20 protein-coding genes are annotated in these 19,263 nt (G+C 61.7%); 12 read left to right on the top strand and 8 right to left on the bottom strand.

Features of this window, described 5'->3' with window-relative positions:
• The first annotated feature begins 9 nt into the window (after positions 1–9).
• The 7 genes from katG to AC07WT_RS36335 all read left to right on the top strand — a co-directional run bounded on the left by katG (position 10) and on the right by AC07WT_RS36335 (position 7,344).
• Entirely contained in the window at positions 10–2,178 is a 2,169-nt protein-coding gene (gene katG / locus AC07WT_RS36365) for a catalase/peroxidase HPI (RefSeq protein ID WP_494951134.1), read from the top strand.
• Between the two features lie 103 nt (positions 2,179–2,281).
• A complete protein-coding gene (locus AC07WT_RS36360; protein ID WP_494950690.1) occupies positions 2,282–2,680 on the top strand; it encodes a hypothetical protein in 399 nt (132 codons plus the stop codon).
• Between the two features lie 741 nt (positions 2,681–3,421).
• The gene (locus AC07WT_RS36355; protein ID WP_494950689.1) at positions 3,422–4,357 is read left to right on the top strand and encodes a DnaJ C-terminal domain-containing protein; all 936 of its coding nucleotides are present in this window, start codon (positions 3,422–3,424) and stop codon (positions 4,355–4,357) included.
• Positions 4,358–4,363: 6 nt separating this feature from the next.
• The gene (locus tag AC07WT_RS36350) at positions 4,364–4,681 is read left to right on the top strand and encodes a chaperone modulator CbpM (RefSeq protein WP_494950688.1); all 318 of its coding nucleotides are present in this window, start codon (positions 4,364–4,366) and stop codon (positions 4,679–4,681) included.
• 588 nt (positions 4,682–5,269) lie between these two features.
• Positions 5,270–5,743, top strand: a complete 474-nt coding sequence (locus tag AC07WT_RS36345) for a hypothetical protein (protein ID WP_494950687.1) — start codon at positions 5,270–5,272, stop codon at positions 5,741–5,743.
• 336 nt (positions 5,744–6,079) lie between these two features.
• Positions 6,080–6,298: a hypothetical protein gene (locus tag AC07WT_RS36340; RefSeq protein ID WP_494950686.1), complete on the top strand. Its 219-nt coding sequence runs from the start codon at positions 6,080–6,082 to the stop codon at positions 6,296–6,298.
• A gap of 326 nt (positions 6,299–6,624) precedes the next feature.
• Positions 6,625–7,344, top strand: coding sequence for a c-type cytochrome (locus tag AC07WT_RS36335; protein WP_494950685.1), 720 nt, complete (start codon positions 6,625–6,627; stop codon positions 7,342–7,344).
• 366 nt (positions 7,345–7,710) lie between these two features.
• Here AC07WT_RS36335 and AC07WT_RS36330 read toward each other — a convergent pair whose 3' ends face one another.
• The 3 genes from AC07WT_RS36330 to AC07WT_RS36320 form a co-directional block, all read right to left on the bottom strand.
• Positions 7,711–8,283, bottom strand: coding sequence for a GNAT family N-acetyltransferase (locus tag AC07WT_RS36330; protein ID WP_494950684.1), 573 nt, complete (start codon positions 8,281–8,283; stop codon positions 7,711–7,713).
• A 77-nt stretch (positions 8,284–8,360) separates the two neighbouring features.
• A complete protein-coding gene (locus AC07WT_RS36325; protein ID WP_494950683.1) occupies positions 8,361–8,612 on the bottom strand; it encodes a hypothetical protein in 252 nt (83 codons plus the stop codon).
• Between the two features lie 272 nt (positions 8,613–8,884).
• Positions 8,885–9,757 (bottom strand): AraC family transcriptional regulator, encoded by an 873-nt coding sequence (locus tag AC07WT_RS36320; protein WP_494950682.1) that lies wholly within the window; start codon positions 9,755–9,757, stop codon positions 8,885–8,887.
• Positions 9,758–9,917: 160 nt separating this feature from the next.
• Between AC07WT_RS36320 and AC07WT_RS36315 the strand changes: the two genes are divergently transcribed.
• On the top strand, positions 9,918–10,223 hold the full coding sequence (locus AC07WT_RS36315) for a cupin domain-containing protein (RefSeq protein ID WP_494950681.1): 306 nt from the start codon (positions 9,918–9,920) through the stop codon (positions 10,221–10,223).
• An 88-nt stretch (positions 10,224–10,311) separates the two neighbouring features.
• On the opposite strand, the gene AC07WT_RS36310 is transcribed toward AC07WT_RS36315, so the two are convergent.
• On the bottom strand, positions 10,312–11,115 hold the full coding sequence (locus tag AC07WT_RS36310; protein WP_494950680.1) for an oxidoreductase: 804 nt from the start codon (positions 11,113–11,115) through the stop codon (positions 10,312–10,314).
• A 94-nt stretch (positions 11,116–11,209) separates the two neighbouring features.
• On the opposite strand from AC07WT_RS36310, the gene AC07WT_RS36305 reads away from it, so the two are divergent.
• Positions 11,210–12,181 (top strand): AraC family transcriptional regulator, encoded by a 972-nt coding sequence (locus AC07WT_RS36305; RefSeq protein WP_494950679.1) that lies wholly within the window; start codon positions 11,210–11,212, stop codon positions 12,179–12,181.
• A 13-nt stretch (positions 12,182–12,194) separates the two neighbouring features.
• On the opposite strand, the gene AC07WT_RS36300 is transcribed toward AC07WT_RS36305, so the two are convergent.
• The 4 genes from AC07WT_RS36300 to nthA are packed head-to-tail and all read right to left on the bottom strand — an operon-like array spanning position 12,195 to position 15,017.
• Positions 12,195–12,455, bottom strand: a complete 261-nt coding sequence (locus tag AC07WT_RS36300; protein WP_494950678.1) for an RsiV family protein — start codon at positions 12,453–12,455, stop codon at positions 12,195–12,197.
• Positions 12,395–13,678 carry a GTP-binding protein gene (locus tag AC07WT_RS36295; RefSeq protein ID WP_494950677.1) on the bottom strand — a complete coding sequence of 428 codons (1,284 nt, stop codon included), beginning with the start codon at positions 13,676–13,678 and terminating at the stop codon, positions 12,395–12,397. Before AC07WT_RS36295 ends, AC07WT_RS36300 begins: the two co-directional genes overlap by 61 nt.
• Positions 13,675–14,373, bottom strand: coding sequence for a nitrile hydratase subunit beta (gene nthB, locus AC07WT_RS36290; RefSeq protein WP_494950676.1), 699 nt, complete (start codon positions 14,371–14,373; stop codon positions 13,675–13,677). Before nthB ends, AC07WT_RS36295 begins: the two co-directional genes overlap by 4 nt.
• Positions 14,374–14,417: 44 nt before the next feature.
• A complete protein-coding gene (gene nthA, locus AC07WT_RS36285) occupies positions 14,418–15,017 on the bottom strand; it encodes a nitrile hydratase subunit alpha (RefSeq protein WP_494950675.1) in 600 nt (199 codons plus the stop codon).
• Positions 15,018–15,572: 555 nt separating this feature from the next.
• On the opposite strand from nthA, the gene AC07WT_RS36280 reads away from it, so the two are divergent.
• From AC07WT_RS36280 to AC07WT_RS36270, 3 genes are all read left to right on the top strand, one after another.
• Positions 15,573–16,469, top strand: coding sequence for a transporter (locus AC07WT_RS36280; RefSeq protein ID WP_494950674.1), 897 nt, complete (start codon positions 15,573–15,575; stop codon positions 16,467–16,469).
• Positions 16,470–16,548: 79 nt separating this feature from the next.
• Positions 16,549–17,601 carry an aliphatic aldoxime dehydratase gene (gene oxdA, locus AC07WT_RS36275; protein ID WP_494950673.1) on the top strand — a complete coding sequence of 351 codons (1,053 nt, stop codon included), beginning with the start codon at positions 16,549–16,551 and terminating at the stop codon, positions 17,599–17,601.
• A gap of 55 nt (positions 17,602–17,656) precedes the next feature.
• Complete coding sequence (locus AC07WT_RS36270) at positions 17,657–19,183, top strand: amidase (protein ID WP_494950672.1); 1,527 nt, start codon at positions 17,657–17,659, stop codon at positions 19,181–19,183.
• The last annotated feature ends 80 nt before the right edge of the window (positions 19,184–19,263 follow it).

Here is a 19,263-nt window from a genome sequence, read left to right as displayed (position 1 = left end):
AGCCGACCGATGAGGAACGAGGATTGGTGGCCGAATCAGCTGGATCTTTCGGTGCTTCACACGCATTCGCACCTGTCCTGCCCGTTGGAAGAGGAGTTCGACTATGCCGAACAGTTCAGGAGTCTTGATGTCGAGGCGCTGAAGCAGGACCTCATCAAGCTCATGACCACATCCCAGGATTGGTGGCCGGCCGACTACGGCCACTACGGGCCCTTGTTCATCCGCATGTCCTGGCATGCCGCCGGCACGTATCGCATCGCCGATGGTCGCGGCGGCGGCGGCGAGGGCCAGCAGCGGTTTGCGCCGCTGAACAGTTGGCCGGACAACGCCAATCTCGACAAGGCGCGCCGGCTGCTCTGGCCCATCAAGCAGAAGTACGGCCAGAAGATTTCTTGGGCCGATCTGCTGATCTTGGCCGGCAATGTGGCTTATGAATCGATGGGCTTCAAGACCTTCGGCTTCGGTTTTGGCCGGCCCGACGTCTGGGAGCCCGAAGACATTTTTTGGGGTCCGGAGGACACGTGGCTGGGGGACGAGCGCTACAGCGGTGACCGGGAACTCGCCAAGCCGCTCGCCAACGTGCAGATGGGCCTGATCTACGTCAATCCCGAGGGACCGGGGGGCAACCCCGATCCGCTCGCTGCGGCCAAGGACATCCGCGATACTTTTGGCCGCATGGCCATGAACGATGAAGAAACCGTTGCGCTCATCGTGGGCGGCCACACGGTCGGCAAGACGCATGGTGCTGCGCCGGCGGTAGGGAATGTCGGCCCCGAACCAGAGGGCGCCTCGATCGAGGAGCAAGGCCTAGGCTGGAAGAACAAGTTCGGCAGCGGCAAGGGTTCCGATGCGATTACCAGCGGGCTTGAAGGCGTATGGACCAACAATCCGACCACATGGGACAACGGGTTTCTGGAGAACCTGTTCAAGTACGAGTGGGAGCTGACGACGAGCCCTGCGGGCGCGAAGCAGTGGACGCCCAAGAATCCCGAGGCGAACGACACTGTGCCCGATGCACACGAGGCGTCCAAGCGGCACGCGCCGACGATGCTGACGACAGACCTGTCGCTGCGAATGGATCCGATTTACGGGCCGATTGCGAAGCGCTTCTACGACAACCCAGACCAGCTTGAGGACGCGTTTGCCAAAGCCTGGTTCAAGTTGCTTCACCGCGACATGGGTCCCCGCTCACGCTATTTGGGCCCCTGGGTCCCGGAGGCGCAGCTTTGGCAAGACCCGATACCACCCGTCGATCACGTGCTGGTCAGCGAACAGGATATCGTCGCCCTCAAGCGCACGGTCCTCGACTCTGGTTTGTCCGTCCCTGAGTTGGTTTCCACAGCCTGGGGCGCTGCCGCCAGCTTCCGTGGCACCGATAAACGTGGTGGTGCCAACGGCGCGCGGATTCGCCTGGCGCCGCAAAAGGATTGGGAGTCCAATGAGCCGCCGCGGCTGGCAAAGGTCCTGACAGCGCTTGAGCGCATCCAGAAAGACTTCAACGGCTCGCAGTCCGGCGGCAAGAAGGTTTCGCTTGCCGATCTGATTGTCCTCGGCGGGTGCGCTGCCGTCGAGGAAGCGGCCAGAAAGGCGGGATACAAAATTAGCGTCCCGTTCGCGCCGGGTCGCACCGATGCGTCGCAGGAACAGACGGATGAGAGCATCTTTGATGTGCTCGAGCCGATCGGCGACGGGTTCCGCAACTATTTCCGAGCGGAAGACCCCCTGTCTCCGGAGATCCGTCTGCTGGACCGGGCCAACCTCTTAAAGCTGACCGCGCCCCAGATGACGGTTCTCGTCGGCGGCATGCGCATGCTCGGTGCAAACCACGGGCAATCGAAGCACGGCGTGTTCACCGACAAGCCGGGCACGTTGAGCAACGACTTCTTCGTGAACTTGCTCGACATCGGCACAGCGTGGAGACCTTCCGTCTCGGACAAGAACGTGTACGAGGGCAATGATCGCACTACGGGCAAGACCAGGTGGACCGCGACGGCTGCCGACCTTGTCTTCGGGGCGCATTCTCAATTGCGCGCGCTGGCCGAGGTCTACGCGTGCGACGACGGGAAGGAGAGATTCGTGCGCGACTTCGTGGCGGCGTGGAACAAGGTCATGAATCTCGATCGCTACGACCTGCTCGGCCGGGGAAACGGTCGACGCGCGGTTGCAGCCGCGCTCTAAGCGAGTGTGACGACACCGCTGCAGCAAGCGTGGGCGCACCTCCCGAGGGTCGCCTGCGCCTCGTTGCTCGGGCGCGTCGCTTAACATCATGTGAGGCAAGTCCATGGGTCAAGACACCGCGAACCTGATCGCTCGCCTCAACTCGGTTGCTGTCTCCGTGGAGGACTTGATTCTTGCGAGCCACGAAGTTCATAACCTTCCGCCTGAGAAACGGAATTGGGAGGGGCGGACGAGCTGCATCGCGCGTCTCTTTAAAGGGCAACATTACAAGGCGTTTGCGGTTCATTCCAGGCTGCAAGCCATGGCTGCCGTTATCACAAGCGGCAAACTCCCTCTGGCGCTTGTCGCTGAAATGAGCGAGGGCGGCCGAATGGTCGCTGAACCGATATTTACTGCTGCTGCGAAAGAACCAATTCTCTTTACGGAGAAGGAGCCGTTCTTCAATACCGAATCCTTCATTGAGGCTGTACTCCGACACAGTGGCGCGGAGGGACATGCCTAACCGCCTTGCCGATTACACGGCGGGGGATTATTTCAAATCGGACCCGCGGCGCCGATCTTCCAGACAGCGCAGGACGCGCTAACGTGATCGCAGTGCACGTTTACGGTTAGCGGCGGTGGACTGCGCTTCGGGTCGCTGGTACTGGGTATTGAACGTCCGTTTCGGAGTGAGACGACAGTCCGTTGTGGGTCGAACCGAGCCGTTCAAAGTCACTTTGCCGGGTCTTCGCGGGCGGCGATAGTTCATGGGGTGGAATGACAAGGGCAAGCCTCGTCCTATATGGCATCTGGCCATTGCTGTAGCAAATCTGTAGCACGCGAAACGCCCTCTCTTAGAGCACCACTCGACTATTCCGCCGTCACGGCTCGCGCGCGCTCGTTCAACGAAAATCGGCCAGTTTCTGCCGCTCGATTTGGGCGCCTAGATCGTCGACGATCGGTGTTCAGTGTGCGTCCGTATTCAGCATTCACCGGCTAATCGCGCTTCCTTTTGTATCTTCGAGAATGGCACTAGAAGACTGCGCGCTCAATCCAGCGAACGTGCGGAAGTTTGATCCAATCCGCAGAAATGCTAATGCAATGTTTGTTTAAAAGCGTTTCGTAGGATGAGCCTGATCGATACGGATCGCATCGGTCAGGGGCGTCACCTCCGCGCCATATTCATGTAGAGTCGATTCACGGCAAAAGAGCGGTGTTGCCCAAGCGTGCTGCCGTTCCCACTCGTTATTGGCGTGTCTTTCAAATGAAATACAAAGACTATTACGCGATCCTGGGCGTGGAGCGTACGGCGGCTCAGGAGGACATCAAGCGCGCGTATCGCAAGCTCGCGCGCAAATACCATCCGGACCTCAGCAAGCACACCGACGCGGAGGATCGCTTCAAGGAATTGGGCGAGGCCTATGAGGTGCTCAAGGATCCGGAAAAGCGCGCAGCCTACGATCGCATGGGCACTCACTGGCGCAGCGGAGAGGACTTCCAGCCTCCGCCGAACTGGGACGAAGGTTTCGAATTCAGCGGCGCGGGCGAGGAGCCCGGCACGCATGCCGACCTCAACGATTTTTTCGAAGCGATGTTTGGCGGTGCACGAGCGGCGCATGCGCGGCCCTCGCACGCGATGGGACAGGATCACCACGCTAAGGTGTTCATCGATATCGAGGATGCCTATCGAGGAGCACAGCGCTCGATTTCGCTGCAATTGCCTGTCATCGATGCGCAGGGCCATGTCTCGCTGCAATCACGTACGTTGAACGTTTCCATTCCGAAGGGCGTGCGGGCTGGGCAGCACCTGCGGCTCGCCGGCCAGGGAGGAACCGGAGTGGGAGGCGGGCCGGCAGGGGACCTCTACCTGGAAATTGCGTTTCGCGAACATCCGCACTTTCGCGTCGATGGGGCCGACGTCTTGCTCGACTTGCCGGTGGCGCCCTGGGAAGCGGCGCTTGGCGGGCACGTAACGGTGCCGACGCCCGATGGATGGGTCGAAATGACGGTGCCGATGGGCTCGGCGGGCGGCAGGCGCTTGCGGCTCAAGGGCAAGGGGATTCCCGGGAACCCGCCCGGGGACCTGTACGTGATCTTGAATATCGTATTGCCGCCAGCCGACAGCGAGCCAGCCAAAGCGGCCTACAACACGATGCGGCAAGCGTTCAACTTCGACCCGCGTGCGCGGTTTTATGGGTAGTTCATTATGAAAGAATCTGAGACGACCTATCTGGCAGGCCAGATTGTCGATGAAGACGTCGAGTTCACGCTCGTCGAGCTGAGTCGGGTAAGTGGCGCATCGGCAGAAGAAATAACCCTTTGGGTTGCTGAAGGCGCCTTCGAGCCGAAGGGCGCCGGGCCGCAGGAATGGCGGTTCAGCGGCGCTTCGCTGTGTCGCGTGCGCACCGCTTTTCGGCTGGCTCGGGACCTTCAGATCAACGCGTCGGGCATTGCGCTCGCGCTCGATCTGCTCGACGAAATCGAGGCGCTGAAGACACGCTCTAAACGTTCGCCTGGCAACTGAACCGGGCCGTACGCATCGGACCGGGTTCGACCATCTACGGTCATTCGCCCGCAGATCAACGCGGACGTCCGAGCGTCGCCTCCACCGGTTGAATCCGCCCCAGACAGCGGACATTCGCGCGTCGACCGCGCATGTCGCGTCGCCGGCCAAAACGGTCACTCAAGGAACTGCTACCCTAGTCGCAGCGAATGGCCGCTATCAAAAAAACCAAATGCTCGTAGTCGACCCATACAACTGCGCTCGCCTAATCGGAATTGCCTGCGGCGCCGGCCCCCTTGACGGCTCCAGCCACGTCTCCAATTGGATCGACGCATTACCGGAGAATGGCAACGAGCGGCCATCGCGCAGGTGCCAGCTCTAGCCTGATTGGTGGCGCGCTCGACTGAGGAATTGATCGACCGTTTATGTCGCGGCGCAATGTCCACGCGGAAGTCATCTGTTATGGCAACAGCCCCTTGCGCCACCACACACCGCGTTCGGTGGCGCTCGTCCGGGCATGCTATCTATGGCTGAGTATGGCTGAGTTAGATCAAATCCGCCGCCGCCGGACGCGCTAAAAGTGAATTTTGTGAGTCGTCAGGAGCAGCCATGAACACTAAGCACAGTAAAAAGGAACACCTCGAAGCCGCAGCGTCGCATCACGAGCAGGCAGGACGCTTCCACCGCGAGGCGTCGCGGCATTTCGAGGCGGGCAAAGACTTCGCCCACGCCGCACATCAGGCGATGATGGCGCACGGTCATGCGTTGCACGCCATCGACCGGGCGAACGACGCCGTCAAACACAACCGCAGTACGCCGCTGATAGTGCCCCCATCTCCGGGCTCCGCCGAAAGCAGCGCGACCGCGGCCCAGCATCACGCAATGGCAGCGGAGCTACACGAGCAGGCGGTGCTGCATCTGCGCAGCGCCGCCAGGCACTTCGATCAAGACCGTGGCGCAGTCGCTCATGAGACGCAACTGGCGTTCTCCCTTGCGCTGCGCGCGTTGTCCCACAGCAACGAAGCGGCCAGGCAGCATGTCACGTCGTCGCGCGATAGAGGTCCGGTGACCGACGCTGCATGAGATCGGCGCGAGTCGTCGTGCCTGAGCGTTTTCCGAGCTGGCGCTGCAGAGCTTGCGAGCGCCATTGTTGAAACGTGGGCCTGCCCGATTAGTTTGTTGTGGCACTTCGGGGACTGAACCGTCGTGTCCTCGGCATCAAACCGTCGGCCTTCATCGACTCGCCACGACTGGCAGGTTGCCGTAGCAAGGCGATTAGCCATATGTCTTATGAGAAACCATATGGCGGACGTTCGTTGAGAAGTCTGTTCGCTTTACGAGGCCATTGGTCGGGACGCGGCGTGGCGCCCGCAGCTCGTCCAGCGCGACGACGAATGGCGCACTCTCGCGGAGACTGTCATGAAGTTCGACTACAAGGAGTTCCACATCGACGCGTCGCCTCTTGATGAGGGCGGCCACTACTACGCCCGCGCCAAGATTTACCGGCGCGCCCCGGAGGGCGGCTATGCCGTTGAAGTGAAGTATTCGGGCGACCTCGGCGACTATCCCTCCGACGCGGACGCTATCGAGGCGGCGCAGCGCTGGGCGATCCAGTGGTGCGACGAGAACTCCGAATAGGCCGCGCGCACGGACTCCTCGCAATAGATCCTTGGAGGCAGTTATGCAGCCTTGCAATGCCTGTCTCGAATTGGTTGGAAAGCCATCTAGCGTTCCCCCGCATGGTGATCTCGCCGATTCCGGCGTCAGTGAAATCGGGTCGCCTGGCCACATGACGAAGATCAGCAACAACTGGAATTGCACGGTCTGCGGCAACTGGCTGTACCAGAACACAGCGGATGGCGAACCTCCAAACAAGTGGACGATGGGCGAACGGCCGTTAGATTGGTTCGGGAAGGGATGACTAACGATTCCTCGAAGATTGCGATGGAGGCTCAGGATGAGCAATGAAAGCGGGAAAATTGACCGCCGTTTCATGGACCAATTTGCTGGCTTTGTCGAAGAAGACCGGCATACGAATTGACCACGACGCCGGCTTGCGTCCGCTTTCGGTTGCGGCGCTCGTCGGTCTCGCAAGTGCCTGTCACGCACAATCCGCAGTGAATGCGCAGGACCTTGCCGGGGGGGGGGCGAAGGCTCCGTCCATCGCAACCTGTGTCGCGTGCCACGGCGCATTGGGCGCCGGCACCGCAACCGGTGGGCCGCGGCTCGCTGGCAAAGATCCGGATTATCTCGCGCACGCATTGTCAATGTTCAAGGCGGGTACACGCGCAAGCGCTGTCATGCAGACGGTTGCACACAATCTTTCCGATAGCGAGATACGCGAGCTCGCAACCTTTTTCTCGAAGCAGGATCCGCCGCTTGCCGAAGGTGCGCCGCCGCAACAAAGCCTGGTGTTGGCCGGAAAGCAGCTCGCCGAGATGGGTGCAGGATCCGGCGTTCCCGCCTGTTTCAGCTGCCACGCGGCCGGCGGTAAAGGCAACGGCGCGCGCTTTCCGGGCATTGCAGGCGAACCGGCGGCGTTTGTCGTTTCCCGGCTACACGAATTTCAGGCGCGCGCGAAGGAGAAAACGCCGGCTCCGGGAACGATGACAGCCGTCGCGGCCACGCTGAACGACGCACAGATCGAAGCGGCTGCGGCTTACCTTTCGGTGACCAGACCTTGACGACCGGCAACGTGTGATCTGCGCGTCAACACTGTGTCGATTGGCGTTGCAACTCAACGCCTAACAGCGTTTGCGACGGGTTTCCCGTACCGCAACCCATTCCCTTCGTGTCGAGTACATATGCAATTTACCGTGTGGAGTAACGTCGCCGTGGTATCGGGTCTGGTAGTGATGCTTGCCGGTTGCACCGTGAGTAGCGACGGCTCAAATTTGAGTGCAGCGCAGAACCCGCAGCTACCTGAATCCTATCCTTGCCAAAGCTTGCACGTTAAGTCGATGACCTGCCCACCCGGATAGGAAGGCACCGACCGCGTTCGCTACCTCGTCGGCGGTGACGCGTGCGGACGGGGTCAAGGGAACCCCGTTTCAGCTTGCCGCCGATCCTGACTGCAACTGCTTCCATTCCCGCCTGAGAAGCCCATACACCCAGGAGTCCGATACCTCGCCATCCACAATGCAATCTTCTCGCAACGTGCCTTCGCGGACAAACCGGAGCTTCTCCAGCACGTGGCTCGATGCCGTGTTGCGCGTGTCGGTCTCGGCCTGAACACGGTTCAGGTCCAGCGTGTCGAAGGCCCACTGCAACAAAGCGCCTGCGGCTTCGGTGGCGAAGCCTTGGTCCCATGCCGCGTCATCGAGGCAGTAGCCCATCCGCGCGCTGCGATAGTCTGGATCCAATTTGATCAAACAGCACCAGCCGATGAACACACCGTCGACGGCACGCTCGATGGCCAGTTGCGCGCCGGTGCCTTCCTGCTCAATTTGCCTGCAAACCGCGATAAAGTGCTCTGCTTGCGCGCGCTTCTTCCAGGGCGGCGCGTCCCAGTAGCGCAACACGCGTGGGTTGCTCTGCAGTGCGTAGATGGAGTCCGTATCGGCCTCCGTGAAAGGGCGCAATAGGAGGCGAGGGGTATGCAGTGTCGGGGTTGGCAAGGACATGAGCGTATGTGTGTATTGGTCAAGCACGGTGTGCACAGAGTTTTCGAGCCGAGATGTCCCGAAAGAAAAAGTGCCAACTAACAGCAGAGATCTTTGCGGAGATACGAAGCGACCGCCCCTGTCAGCGCGATGCCGTGCAATTCCTCCTGCGATGCCAGATGCGTGGCGATAACCTCACGATTATCAAGCCGCAGCTCGGGTATGCAATCGTCATGGCGAGGCCGTCGAAGGTGCCACCAGGCGCGAGCGAGCCGGAATCCGAGGCGAAGCACCATGCGCCAGACAGAGTCGAATACTCGGCGAATCTTAGGATCGGCTAGCGTCAACATGAAGATTTTTCTCAGAAACTTTAGCGCACACCACCCGCAGAAGGGTAGTCACGGTCGTTGACAACCGACGTGTCGACGCCCTGCCATCCGAAATAGTAGAAGCCTATGACAATGCTTATCACGCAGACCGTCAATGCTGCTCCGATTACTGCTTTAGTCGGTCGATCCATGAATCGAACTCCATAGTCAACTCATAACAGTGGATATCGCATTGTCGCCAGGTTCGGAGCAACGGTCCAGCGACCGCAAGGTCGCTGCGGCAGATCGTCCCGTCAAACGAGGGGAATGTAGATATCGGTTTGCCACTGGTCCTGCGGCGTTTCTGGAAAGACGCTCAGGTAGTGAAAGAACAATGGATGGTCCCGAAGTTCCTCTCCGCTTGCAGGAAGCCAGTCGCGATAGATCGGATAGATTGTCTCGCCAATGTGGTCGGTCGATCCCGTATGCCGAACCACTGCACATCGGCCGCCCGGAATGACGAGTTCGCGGATGCCGTAGACGTTCGACGCGACCGGCTCGTCGATTTCTCCGCAGATGTCGAAGCGAAATGCGTCCGCCGGTGTCGTGTCCGGGTTATTGCGCGGGATACCAAAAGTTCTGCTCGACGCAACCGGAGATTGCCCACTTTGCTTCCGCCAGTCGACGAACTTGCGCACGCTCTCGTTGACGAGCCCAGTCGGTCCGCAGTGTTCAAGCGCGGCGACGCGAGTTTCAGAAAAATCGACAATTTGTACTTGCATGGTGAGTTTCCTTGAAAGATAAGGGACGACGAAAGTCGCACTCCAGATCTGCCAGTTCGGATGCTGCCGAAACGAACTCGGCGCCGCGCCGAACGCGCGCTTGAATGCGCGACTGAAGGCTTCGGGGCTGTCGAAGCCCGCGTCGAACGCGGCGTCAAGCACCGAGCAGAACTCACGCGAAACCAGGCGGTGGGCAGCCCGACGCAAGCGCGTCAGTTGCACGTAGCGTGCGACTGGCACCCCCACATAGGCCGCAAACTGCCGATGAAAATGGAACTTCGAGAAGTTCGCAATGCGACTTAGCGCTTCCACTGACAGGTCGCCATCGAGGTTCGTTTCGATGTATGCGAGTACGGCATTGAAGCGCTTCGTGTAAGCGTGAGTGGCGTCAACATGAGCTTGCATGGTCTGGATATTTGGATCGTGCGACTGGCGTTATGGTCGCTCATGGTCGAAACATCGCGCCTAGCCGTTCTTGCTCAATCTCCAGACGGCCTGTTCGATAAGTTCTCGGCTCATTCAGCCAGTCTTTCGCGGGAGCCGGGTGCCCAGCTCTGAATCCTTTTTGTCAAGCCTGCACCGTCATACCGGCGAAGTGCACGTCTTTAACCTTGAAGGGCAGCGTCGTCTCTGTACTGGCGAAACTGTCGTATCCGGCGACTACGTGCACGAGTCTACCGGCAACGTCGACTGGTGGGAGGCGGTCGGTGACGAACCACTAGTCGTGATGGTGGTGGTGATGGGCACCGTCGAGTATCTTGGTCACAATGGCGAGATCAAACGCCGCATCACAACCGCCGATCGCCTTGCCGACTATCAGCGCTACTGCAGCGAGGTGGGCATCGAGCCGCAGGATCTGCTCGAGCGCTGAGCGCGGCGCCCCAGCCTGTAGGTGCAGGCTGCTCATGCCCTCCTTGCGCCAGCGGTCTTCAGCCGTCAGTCGAGACCGTAACAGACTCCTAGTTACGGATCTCGTTTCCCAACGTGGACAACTTGTCCCTCACCAACCCGAGTGCATCGCTACCGAGCAAACGATGCGTAGGAGGGCGGTGCGCGGCGATTGCGGCGAGCATCGCGCGTGCCGCCTTTTGGGGATCCCCCAATTGCTTGCCGCTCTTCTCCACACGCGCTTTGCGGATGGGCTCGAAGATAGCGTCGTAGTCCGCAATCGAACGGGGCGTTCGCGTCATCGAGCGACCCGCCCAGTCGGTGCGGAACGAGCCTGGCGCGACGGCTGTTACGGCGATGCCGAGAGGCTTGACCTCTTTGCCAAGCGCCTCAGAGATGCCCTCCAGCGCGAATTTGCTTCCGCAGTAGTAGGTGATTCCTGGCATGGTGATATGGCCGCCCATCGACGTGATATTCAGGATGTGGCCACGTCTGCGCTCACGCATGAAGGGCAGGACGGATTTCATCATGGCGACAGCGCCAAACACATTCACATCGAACTGTCGGCGCATCTCGGACAAAGGCGATTCTTCCATGACGCCTTCGTGCCCGTAGCCGGCATTGTTGACCAGAGCGTCCACGGGTCCGACGGTCGCCTCAATTTCCGCCACGATGCCGTCGATGGCATCGAAGTCGGTCACGTCAAGTACACGTCCAAAAGCAGCTTTCGCGGACAGAGACTCGAAATCACGCTTTGCCTGCGCACTTCTCACCGTACCGACGACTTTGTGTCCCGCCGCTAACGCCTCTCCCGCGAGCGCACGGCCGAAGCCGCTGCTGACGCCAGTGATGAGCAGAATTTTACTGGATGCCACTGAAGCTTCTCCCGAGTGTTGTCTGGAGAATGCATACTAGTCTGAAGGACGAGGCTAGCTAAGCCATATTCCGCTATTTTTCTTGCCTAAAGCTATGAGTACGAAGCGGACCTCTACGCACAATCCGGATCTTTCCTCGGGAACCCAGAAACGCATGATTGCGTTGCTCCGCGCGTTGGCGCCGGAGGAGGGCTACAACCTCACGGCGCTGCCGAGCGTCCGCATCTTGCGTTCAAACCGGCCCCTGTCACGCACGCCGGTTCTCTACGACCCCGGCATCGTGATCGTTTGTCAGGGCCGCAAGCGAGGTTATTTCGGCGACCAGCTCTATCTGTACGACGAGCATCACTACCTGGCCGTGTCCGTGCCCGTTCCGTTCAGCATGGAAACCGAGGCAACCCCGGAGCGCCCGCTGCTCGCGCTGTACCTTCACCTCGATTTCACATTGGCCGCTGAACTGGCCGTACAGATCGATCGTGAAGGCGCAACGGAACACGTGCAGGGGCCTCAGAGCATGATGTCGACGCCGATGGATGACGCGATGCAGGCGTCCGTGTTGCGCTTCCTTGAGGCGATGCATCGGCCGCTCGAAGCTGCTGTATTGGGCCCGGGCCTGCTGCGCGAACTTTATTTCCGTGTGCTCACCGGCAAGCAGGGAAGCTCGATGCGCGAGGCTTTGGCGATGAAAGGGCAGTTCGGCCGGATAGGCAGATCGCTACGCCTCATCCATGCCGGCTACGCGCAGCCGCTGGACGTGATGCGGTTGGCAGAGGAAGCGGGAATGAGTCTTCCGAGCTTCCATAGCCATTTCAAGGCAATCACACACGTTTCGCCGATGCAGTACGTGAAGTCAACGCGTTTGCATCAGGCTCGCCTGTTGATGGTCCGCGAGGAATTGACTGCGGAGGCCGCGAGTCACGCAGTGGGGTACACAAGCGCGTCCCAGTTCAGCAGAGAGTTCAAGCGGCTTTTTGGCTTGACGCCAGCGGCGGAGACGAAGCGTATGCGCGAGAGCTTCGCCATTCCGGCGGCGTTCGGCGATGCGAAGTACGTTTCGTCACACTGAGTTTGGCACGCTTTCAGCTGTGAAACGGGATCGGTGCGTCTGGCGCAAGAAACGGCTTCAAATCCCGCCAAGGGATCGAGATCTCTGTCGCTCCAAGAGCGTACGCAAGCACGACGTCTGGAGCGAATGTAATCATCAGCCCGTCTGGCGTGAGCGTCCAGTTGCGAATATCGGTCGTTGCGTCCTCGAGCTGGTCGCGGTCGATGCCCGGCGTCACGGATACCCCGCGACCGCTTCCGCATCGAACGCATCGGCACCCGGCAGATGCGCCCATTCGTTCGGGCCCGGGGCGATTTCGGTAACGGCCAGCAGACACGTCTCGAGCTCCTGCCGCAGCCGGTCGTGGTTGATCGCCTGTCCGATGAACACGATTTCTTGCCGGCAATCGCCGACCGGCTCCTCCCATTTGTCGAGTATGCCCTGACGGCGATAGTCGTCGCGCGGCCAGTCCGGCTGCGGAACGAAGCGCCACCAGCGTCCGACATAGCCCCACCGAAAGCGCCCGCCGGTCTGCACAAGCATGCCGATATCGACATGCCGATGCGCTGTCCAGAAATAGCCCTTGCAGCGAAGCAGGCGGCCGTTGCTCCACGGTTGCTGTAACCACGCAAGGAGACGCGCCGGATGAAACGGCGCGCGCTCGCGATAGACCCATGACGCGATCCCATACGACTCCGATTCCGACGATCGCTCGTTGGCCTGCATCCGTTGCATCCAGCCCGGCGATTCGACGAGCGCCGGTAGATCGAAGCGGCGGGTATGCAGCACGTCTGACGGATCGACTTTGCCGTTCGCCATCGGAAGGATCCGCGCGGACGGATTCAGCGAGGCGAGTGCCGCGCGCAGCCGGTCGAAACCCGCTTCGCCGATCCGGTCGATCCGGCTGACCAGGATCACGTTCGCGTATTCAACCTGCTCGATCAGCAAATCCGAGAGCTTGCGCGGGTCGGCGCCGTCATTGCCTTGACCGCCGTCGTCGCCACTGCCTCCGGCCGTGACTGGGTCTGTCGATTCCAGCATCGTCTCGAACGTCTCGCCGTTTACGACGGTGACGAGCGTATCGAGTCGCGCGAGCTCGCTGAGACTGAAGCCGTCCCGGTCGAGAAACGCGAATGTCTCCGCGACCGGCATTGGTTCCGAGACGCCGGTCGATTCGATCAGCAGGTAGTCAAAGCGTCGCTGCCGCGCGAGCACGCTAATCTGATCGAGCAGATCAGCGCGCAGCGTGCAGCAGATGCAGCCGTTGCTCATCTCGATGAGCTCGTCCTTGCCACGATGCAGCTCGACATGCCGCCGCACGTCATCCGCGTCGATGTTCACCTCACTCATGTCGTTGACGATTACCGCGACCTTCAGGCCCGCGCGATTGCGCAGGATGTGGTTCAACAGCGTGGTTTTCCCCGCGCCGAGAAACCCGGAAAGCACGGTCACCGGTATCCGTGCCACCGGGTTTCCCGGCGTGGGTGACGACACGAATGATGGCGCGAGCGTATTCACGCCGGCGCACCGTCGGCGTGTTTCCGGGCCCACGCAGCTGCGGCATCGGCGCGGGCCGGCGCGCGGTCCAGATAGCCTTCGAACAGATCGGCGACCACGAAGCCGTCGTCCGTGGCATCGCCCCAGAGATCCCTCGCGCGGAATTCGACGTGATAGGTCGGCTGGTGCGCAGCACTTGTGTCGCCGTGGCCAATCGCGTCCGGGAACGGCCACGACTCGGTCGTCCGGTGCAGTACGACGCCTTCCTTGCCGCGCACGTATCCCGGTGCACGAATGTGCCCGCTCACGTATTCGTCGCGAACGATCACGCGGTCGCCGACTTCGAACCGCATCGAGCCTGCGGGCGCCGCGCGACCTGGCGAGTGCGGCGGGTTCGCGAGCCTGAACCGCGAGCCGAGCGCGCGGTCGAGATCGTCCTGCGTCAGCACGCCGGTTTCGACTAGTAACGTCGCCGTCGCGATCACGTAGCGCTCGTAATAGCGCGTGCCGACGTGTTGGCGCACGTCGATCCGTTCGACCGCGTGGCGCACTTCGTCGACGCTGAATTTCTTCAACTGGTCGACACCGACGAACATCAGGCTATAGGCGAGATGTTCCCAGTCTTCCTTGAAAACCGGCTTGTAGCCCAGGCTGTTGATCGAATGCGGAACCCGGCCGAAGCCCTGGAAGCCGCCGAGGTCGTGAAAACCGTCCATGTGTGTACTCCGGAATGAATGTCGATGGGAGAGGGCGGCGCGAATCAGCTCACGCGCGGCAGGGCGACGCCGATCAGCACGTCCTTCGTGACGAGCGTCTGCAACCCGGCCTCGCTCATGTGCTCGCTGCCTTGCGGGCGCACCGGCAGCACTAGATAGCGGCTTTCAGCCGTTGTGTCCCAGACCTTCACCACGACGTCGTCGGGGAGATCGGTGCCGAGTTCGCGCAGCACCGTGCGCCCTTCGCGAACGAGGCGCGCACGGTATTCGAAGCCCTTGTACCACTCGGGTGGCAGGCCGAGCACCGGCCAGTTTGTGCACGAACACAGACTGCAGACGATCACATTCTTGAGCGTTGGCGTGTCTTCGAGCGCGACGATGTATTCGCCCTGTGGACCCGTGTAGCCGAACTGCGCGCACGCGGCCGTGCCGTCCTTCAGCAGCAGTTCGCGAAATGCCGGATCGACCCACGCACGCGCGACGATGCGCGCGCCGTTGGCCGGGTCCCAGGTCGTCGACATCAGTTCAGTCAGGCTTTCGATGTAGCCGTCGGGGATCAGGTTCTTTTCCTTCATGACCCGGAACAGCGCCCTGGCACGTTCGCCGGGCGTCGAGGTCGTTTCCGCGGATGGGTTAGCGCGCATTGGAGGGGACTCCTTTCCTTGTGGTGGATCGGGATGACCGTCGCGGTGTCGATACCGCTGCCGTGTCCGAGGCGGGACGCGGCCTTCACCGGTCACGCTCGATGCAAAGGGTAAGAAGAGAAAATGTGCGGTTCTTTGTCTACGCGGATCGGAAACTGTGCTGAGACGGATCTAGCCGGGCAATCGGCGATGGGCGGGGAACGTGCGGGGCAACCGGCTATATACGAGGCGCCAGACTGAAGTATGCCGCCGCGGGCGGGGCGCTCCGCTCCGCAGGAAATGATGGTGATGGATAGCCGTTTTGTTACCGCCGCGTGGCGCCGATTGCGGAAGCCCGCCACAGTCAATTTCTTGTTCCGTCAGGAAACAGAACCGCATATTTTGTCTTCCTATTCTCCCTCTCAAGCGACGGTCATCGAGCTGTCGCGAATCGACGGCGCATCGAATGCGCCGCCGGATAACAGCTATGCAGCACACCACGATACCGGCGTCCGGCAACGGCGCACGTTCCTTGCACGTCGAGCGTGGTGGTGTTTGCTCATCCAGGTGAGGGGAATGATGGACAACGTCAACAGAACGAAACTGAAGCGGATCGCGAGCTGGATCGGCGCATCGCTGATGCTGGTCGCATCGCACTACGCGGGCGCGGTCGAAGTCGATCCGGGCGACTACGAGCAGTACCCGGCCGGCGCGACGATCGGCGTGCTGTACTACGACTACTCGGCGACGAACGCGTATTACTCAAACGGCGGCAAGACGTCGGATTTCGACTTGCAGTCGAACGTAGGCATAGCGCGTCTCTTGCACGTGTTCCAGCTGACCGACCGGCTGACGATCGATCCGCAGATCCTGCTGCCGTTCGGTCACGTCAGCGGCTTCGGCAACGCGAGTGCGCTCGGCAGCACGACGGGTGTCGGCGACGTGATCCTGACTGCGCCGCTGAAGTTCCGCCTGAACGACGCAAAGGACGTGGCCGCCGCGACCGTGTACCTGTACGCGCCGACCGGTAGCTATGACCAGAACAAAAGTCTCAATTTCGGCGCGAACCGCTGGTCGCTCGACTTCCAGGCAGCGTACGTGAAGCATTTCTCACCGCACTGGGCGCTTGATCTGGTCGGCGACGCGATCTGGTATGGCAACAACACGTCTTACGGCGGGAGCGGCGCGACGCTGCACCAGCGGATGAGCTACAGCGCGCAGGCGATGGTCCGCTACATGCCGGATCCGGGCACGTCGCTCGGGCTCGGCGTTACGCAGTTCTGGGGCGGCGAAACGAGCGTCGACGGGATCGACAGCCACAACGCGCTGCGCACGACGCGGATGCGGGTGACCGCGTCGAAGTTCGTGACGAAATCGGATCAGGTGCAGATCCAGCTCGGTACCGACCTGAGCGTGCGCAACGGTCCGAAGGACAGCGTGCTCGTTGGCCTGCGCTACGCGCACATCTTCTGAGCACAGTTCGAGCGACGCCGATTCGTCCTTCCTGTCTTCGATTCTTCAACATTCAATTCCTTTCCCAGCGAGGCCATTCATGGAATCCGCCATCGACAAACACCTGGTCTGCCCGCGCAAGCTGTCGCGCCGCGTCGCCGACGACTACCAGCCGCCGTTCCCGATGTATGTCGCGCGAGCGTCCGAGGACCTGACCCAGGTCGTGATGGGTTACTTCGGCGTGCAGTATCGCGGCGCCGACAAGCGTGCCACCGCGCTTGCCGCGCTGCGCCGCATCGTCGCCGATTTCGGCGCGACGGACGGCCCTGCGCACTACGACCTGACCCAGCACACCGACAACCAGGGCTATGGCAACCTTATCGTGCTCGGCTACTGGCGCGACCCGGCCGCGTATGGGCGCTGGCTCGCGTCACCGACGATCGCCGAATGGTGGGCGTCCGACGAGCGGCTTTCCGACGGGATCGGCTATTTCCGTGAGATCGTCGCGCCGCGCGCGGACCAGTTCGAGACGCTGTACGCGTTTACCGACGATTTCCCCGGCGTCGGCGCGATCATGGACGGCGTCAGCGGCGAGATCGAGGAACACGGCTACTGGGGATCGATGCGCGACCGCTTTCCGATCTCTCAGTTCGACTGGATGCAGCCGGACGGCGAGCTGCGGATCGTGCATCGTGATCCGTCGAAAGGCGGCCGCGTCGTCGTGCATGCGCACGATAACATCGCGCTGATCCGATCAGGCCAGGACTGGCGCACGGCCGAAGGGGACGAGCGCCGGCTTTATCTCGATGAGATCGAGCCGACGCTGCGCGCCGGCATGGATTTCCTGCGCGACAACGGTAAGGATGTCGGCTGCTACAGCAACCGCTACGTGCAGTCGATCGATCTCGACGGCAATCTGCTCGACGAGAGCTACGCCATCGGGCACTGGCGCTCGCTTGACCGGCTCGAGCGCTGGGCCGAGTCGCACCCGACGCACCTGCGCATCTTCGTCACGTTCTTCCGCGTCGTCGCCGGGCTGTCGAAGCTGCGGTTGTATCACGAAGTGTCGGTGTTCGACGCGCAGCACCAGGTCTACGAATACGTGAACTGCCATCCGCAGACTGGCATGATGCGCGACGCCGTCGCCCGCTGAATGGTCCGGGCGCCGCGCATCGTGCGGCGCCGTCCTACCGAACTGGAGAAAGTCGATGGCTATCAAGCGCCCGACCCGTGAACAACTCGCCGACATCGCAGCTGGGTTCGGCTTCCATGTCGACCAACGGCAGCTCGCCGACTACGACGAAGCGCTGCAGGCGAACTTCGACGCGTACGACGCGATCGACGCGCTGCCCGACTACCTGCCGACCGTTGCGTATCCGCGCACGCCCGGGTATCGCCCGGAAGGAGAGCAGAACCGCTACGGCGCGTGGGCGTGCAAGAGCACGATCCACGGAGCGCCCGACGGCAAGCTGCACGGCAAGTCCGTCGCGGTGAAGGACAACATCTGCGTGGCCGGCGTGCCGATGCGCAACGGTGCGAGCACGTTCGAGGGCTACGTGCCGGACATCGACGCGACCGTCGTTACGCGGATGCTCGATGCCGGCGCGACGATCGCCGGCAAATCCACTTGCGAGTACTACTGCTTTTCCGGCGGCTCGCATACGAGCACATCGGGGCCGGTGCAGAACCCGCGAAAGCCCGGACATTCGTCGGGCGGCTCGTCGTCCGGCAGCGGCGCGCTCGTCGCGAGCGGCGAGGTCGACATGGCACTCGGCAGCGATCAGGGCGGCTCGGTGCGGATTCCGTCCGCGTATTGCGGCGTCTACGGGATGAAGCCGACGCACGGGCTCGTGCCGTACACCGGTGCGATGCCGATCGAGGCGACCGTCGACCATCTCGGACCGATGACGAACAGTGTGCTCGACAACGCGCTGCTGCTCGACGTGATCGCCGGCGACGACGGGCTCGATCCGCGCCAGCGCGCGCTGCCGCCGCGCGCCGACTATCTCGGCGCGATCCGCGACGGTATCGCCGGGCTGCGGATCGGGATCCTGCGCGAAGCCTTCGGGCTCGCGAATTCGGAATCGGTCGTCGATGAGGCTGTGCTCGTCGCCGCGCATCGGCTGCGCAAGCTCGGCGCGAGCGTCGACGAGGTGTCGGTGCCGCTGCATGCATCCGGCACCGCGATCTGGCTGCCGATCGCAGCCGAGGGCGCGACGCAGCAGATGATGAAGGGCAATAGCCACGGCTTCAACTGGGGCGGTCTGTACGTGACCGGGATGATCGATCACCACGCGGGCTGGCGCGAGCGCGCCGACGAACTGCCGGACACCGTGAAGGTGACGATGTTGCTCGGCGAATACTTCACGAGCCGGTATCGTGGCCGCTACTACGCGAAGTGCCAGAACCTCGCGCGGCGGCTGCGCGCGGATTACGACTCGGTGCTGCAATCGTACGATCTTTTGCTGATGCCGACTGTGCCGATGCGCGCGTCGAAGCTGCCGGACCCCGGCTGCGCGATGTCGGAATCGCTGACGCGCGCGTTCGAGATGCTCGCGAACACCGCACCGTTCGACGTGTCCGGGCATCCCGCAATGTCGCTCCCGTGCGCGGTTGCCGAGGATCTGCCGATCGGCCTGCAACTGGTAGGACGACGCTTCGACGAGGCCACGATCTATCGGTGCGCGTATGCGTATGAACAGTCGTCCGACTGGCGTCAGACGGCGCTCGTCTGACACGTACGACTCGCGTCGGTGTGACCGGCGGTGCGGCCTTCGCGACCATGCGGCGTAAGTTGTCGGATCGATTGGACAAC

This window comes from Paraburkholderia sp. GW821-FHT02A12 (genome assembly GCF_059422005.1).
The sequence above is the reverse complement of the archived record's forward strand: the minus strand, read 5'-3'. Positions and strand labels throughout refer to the sequence as shown.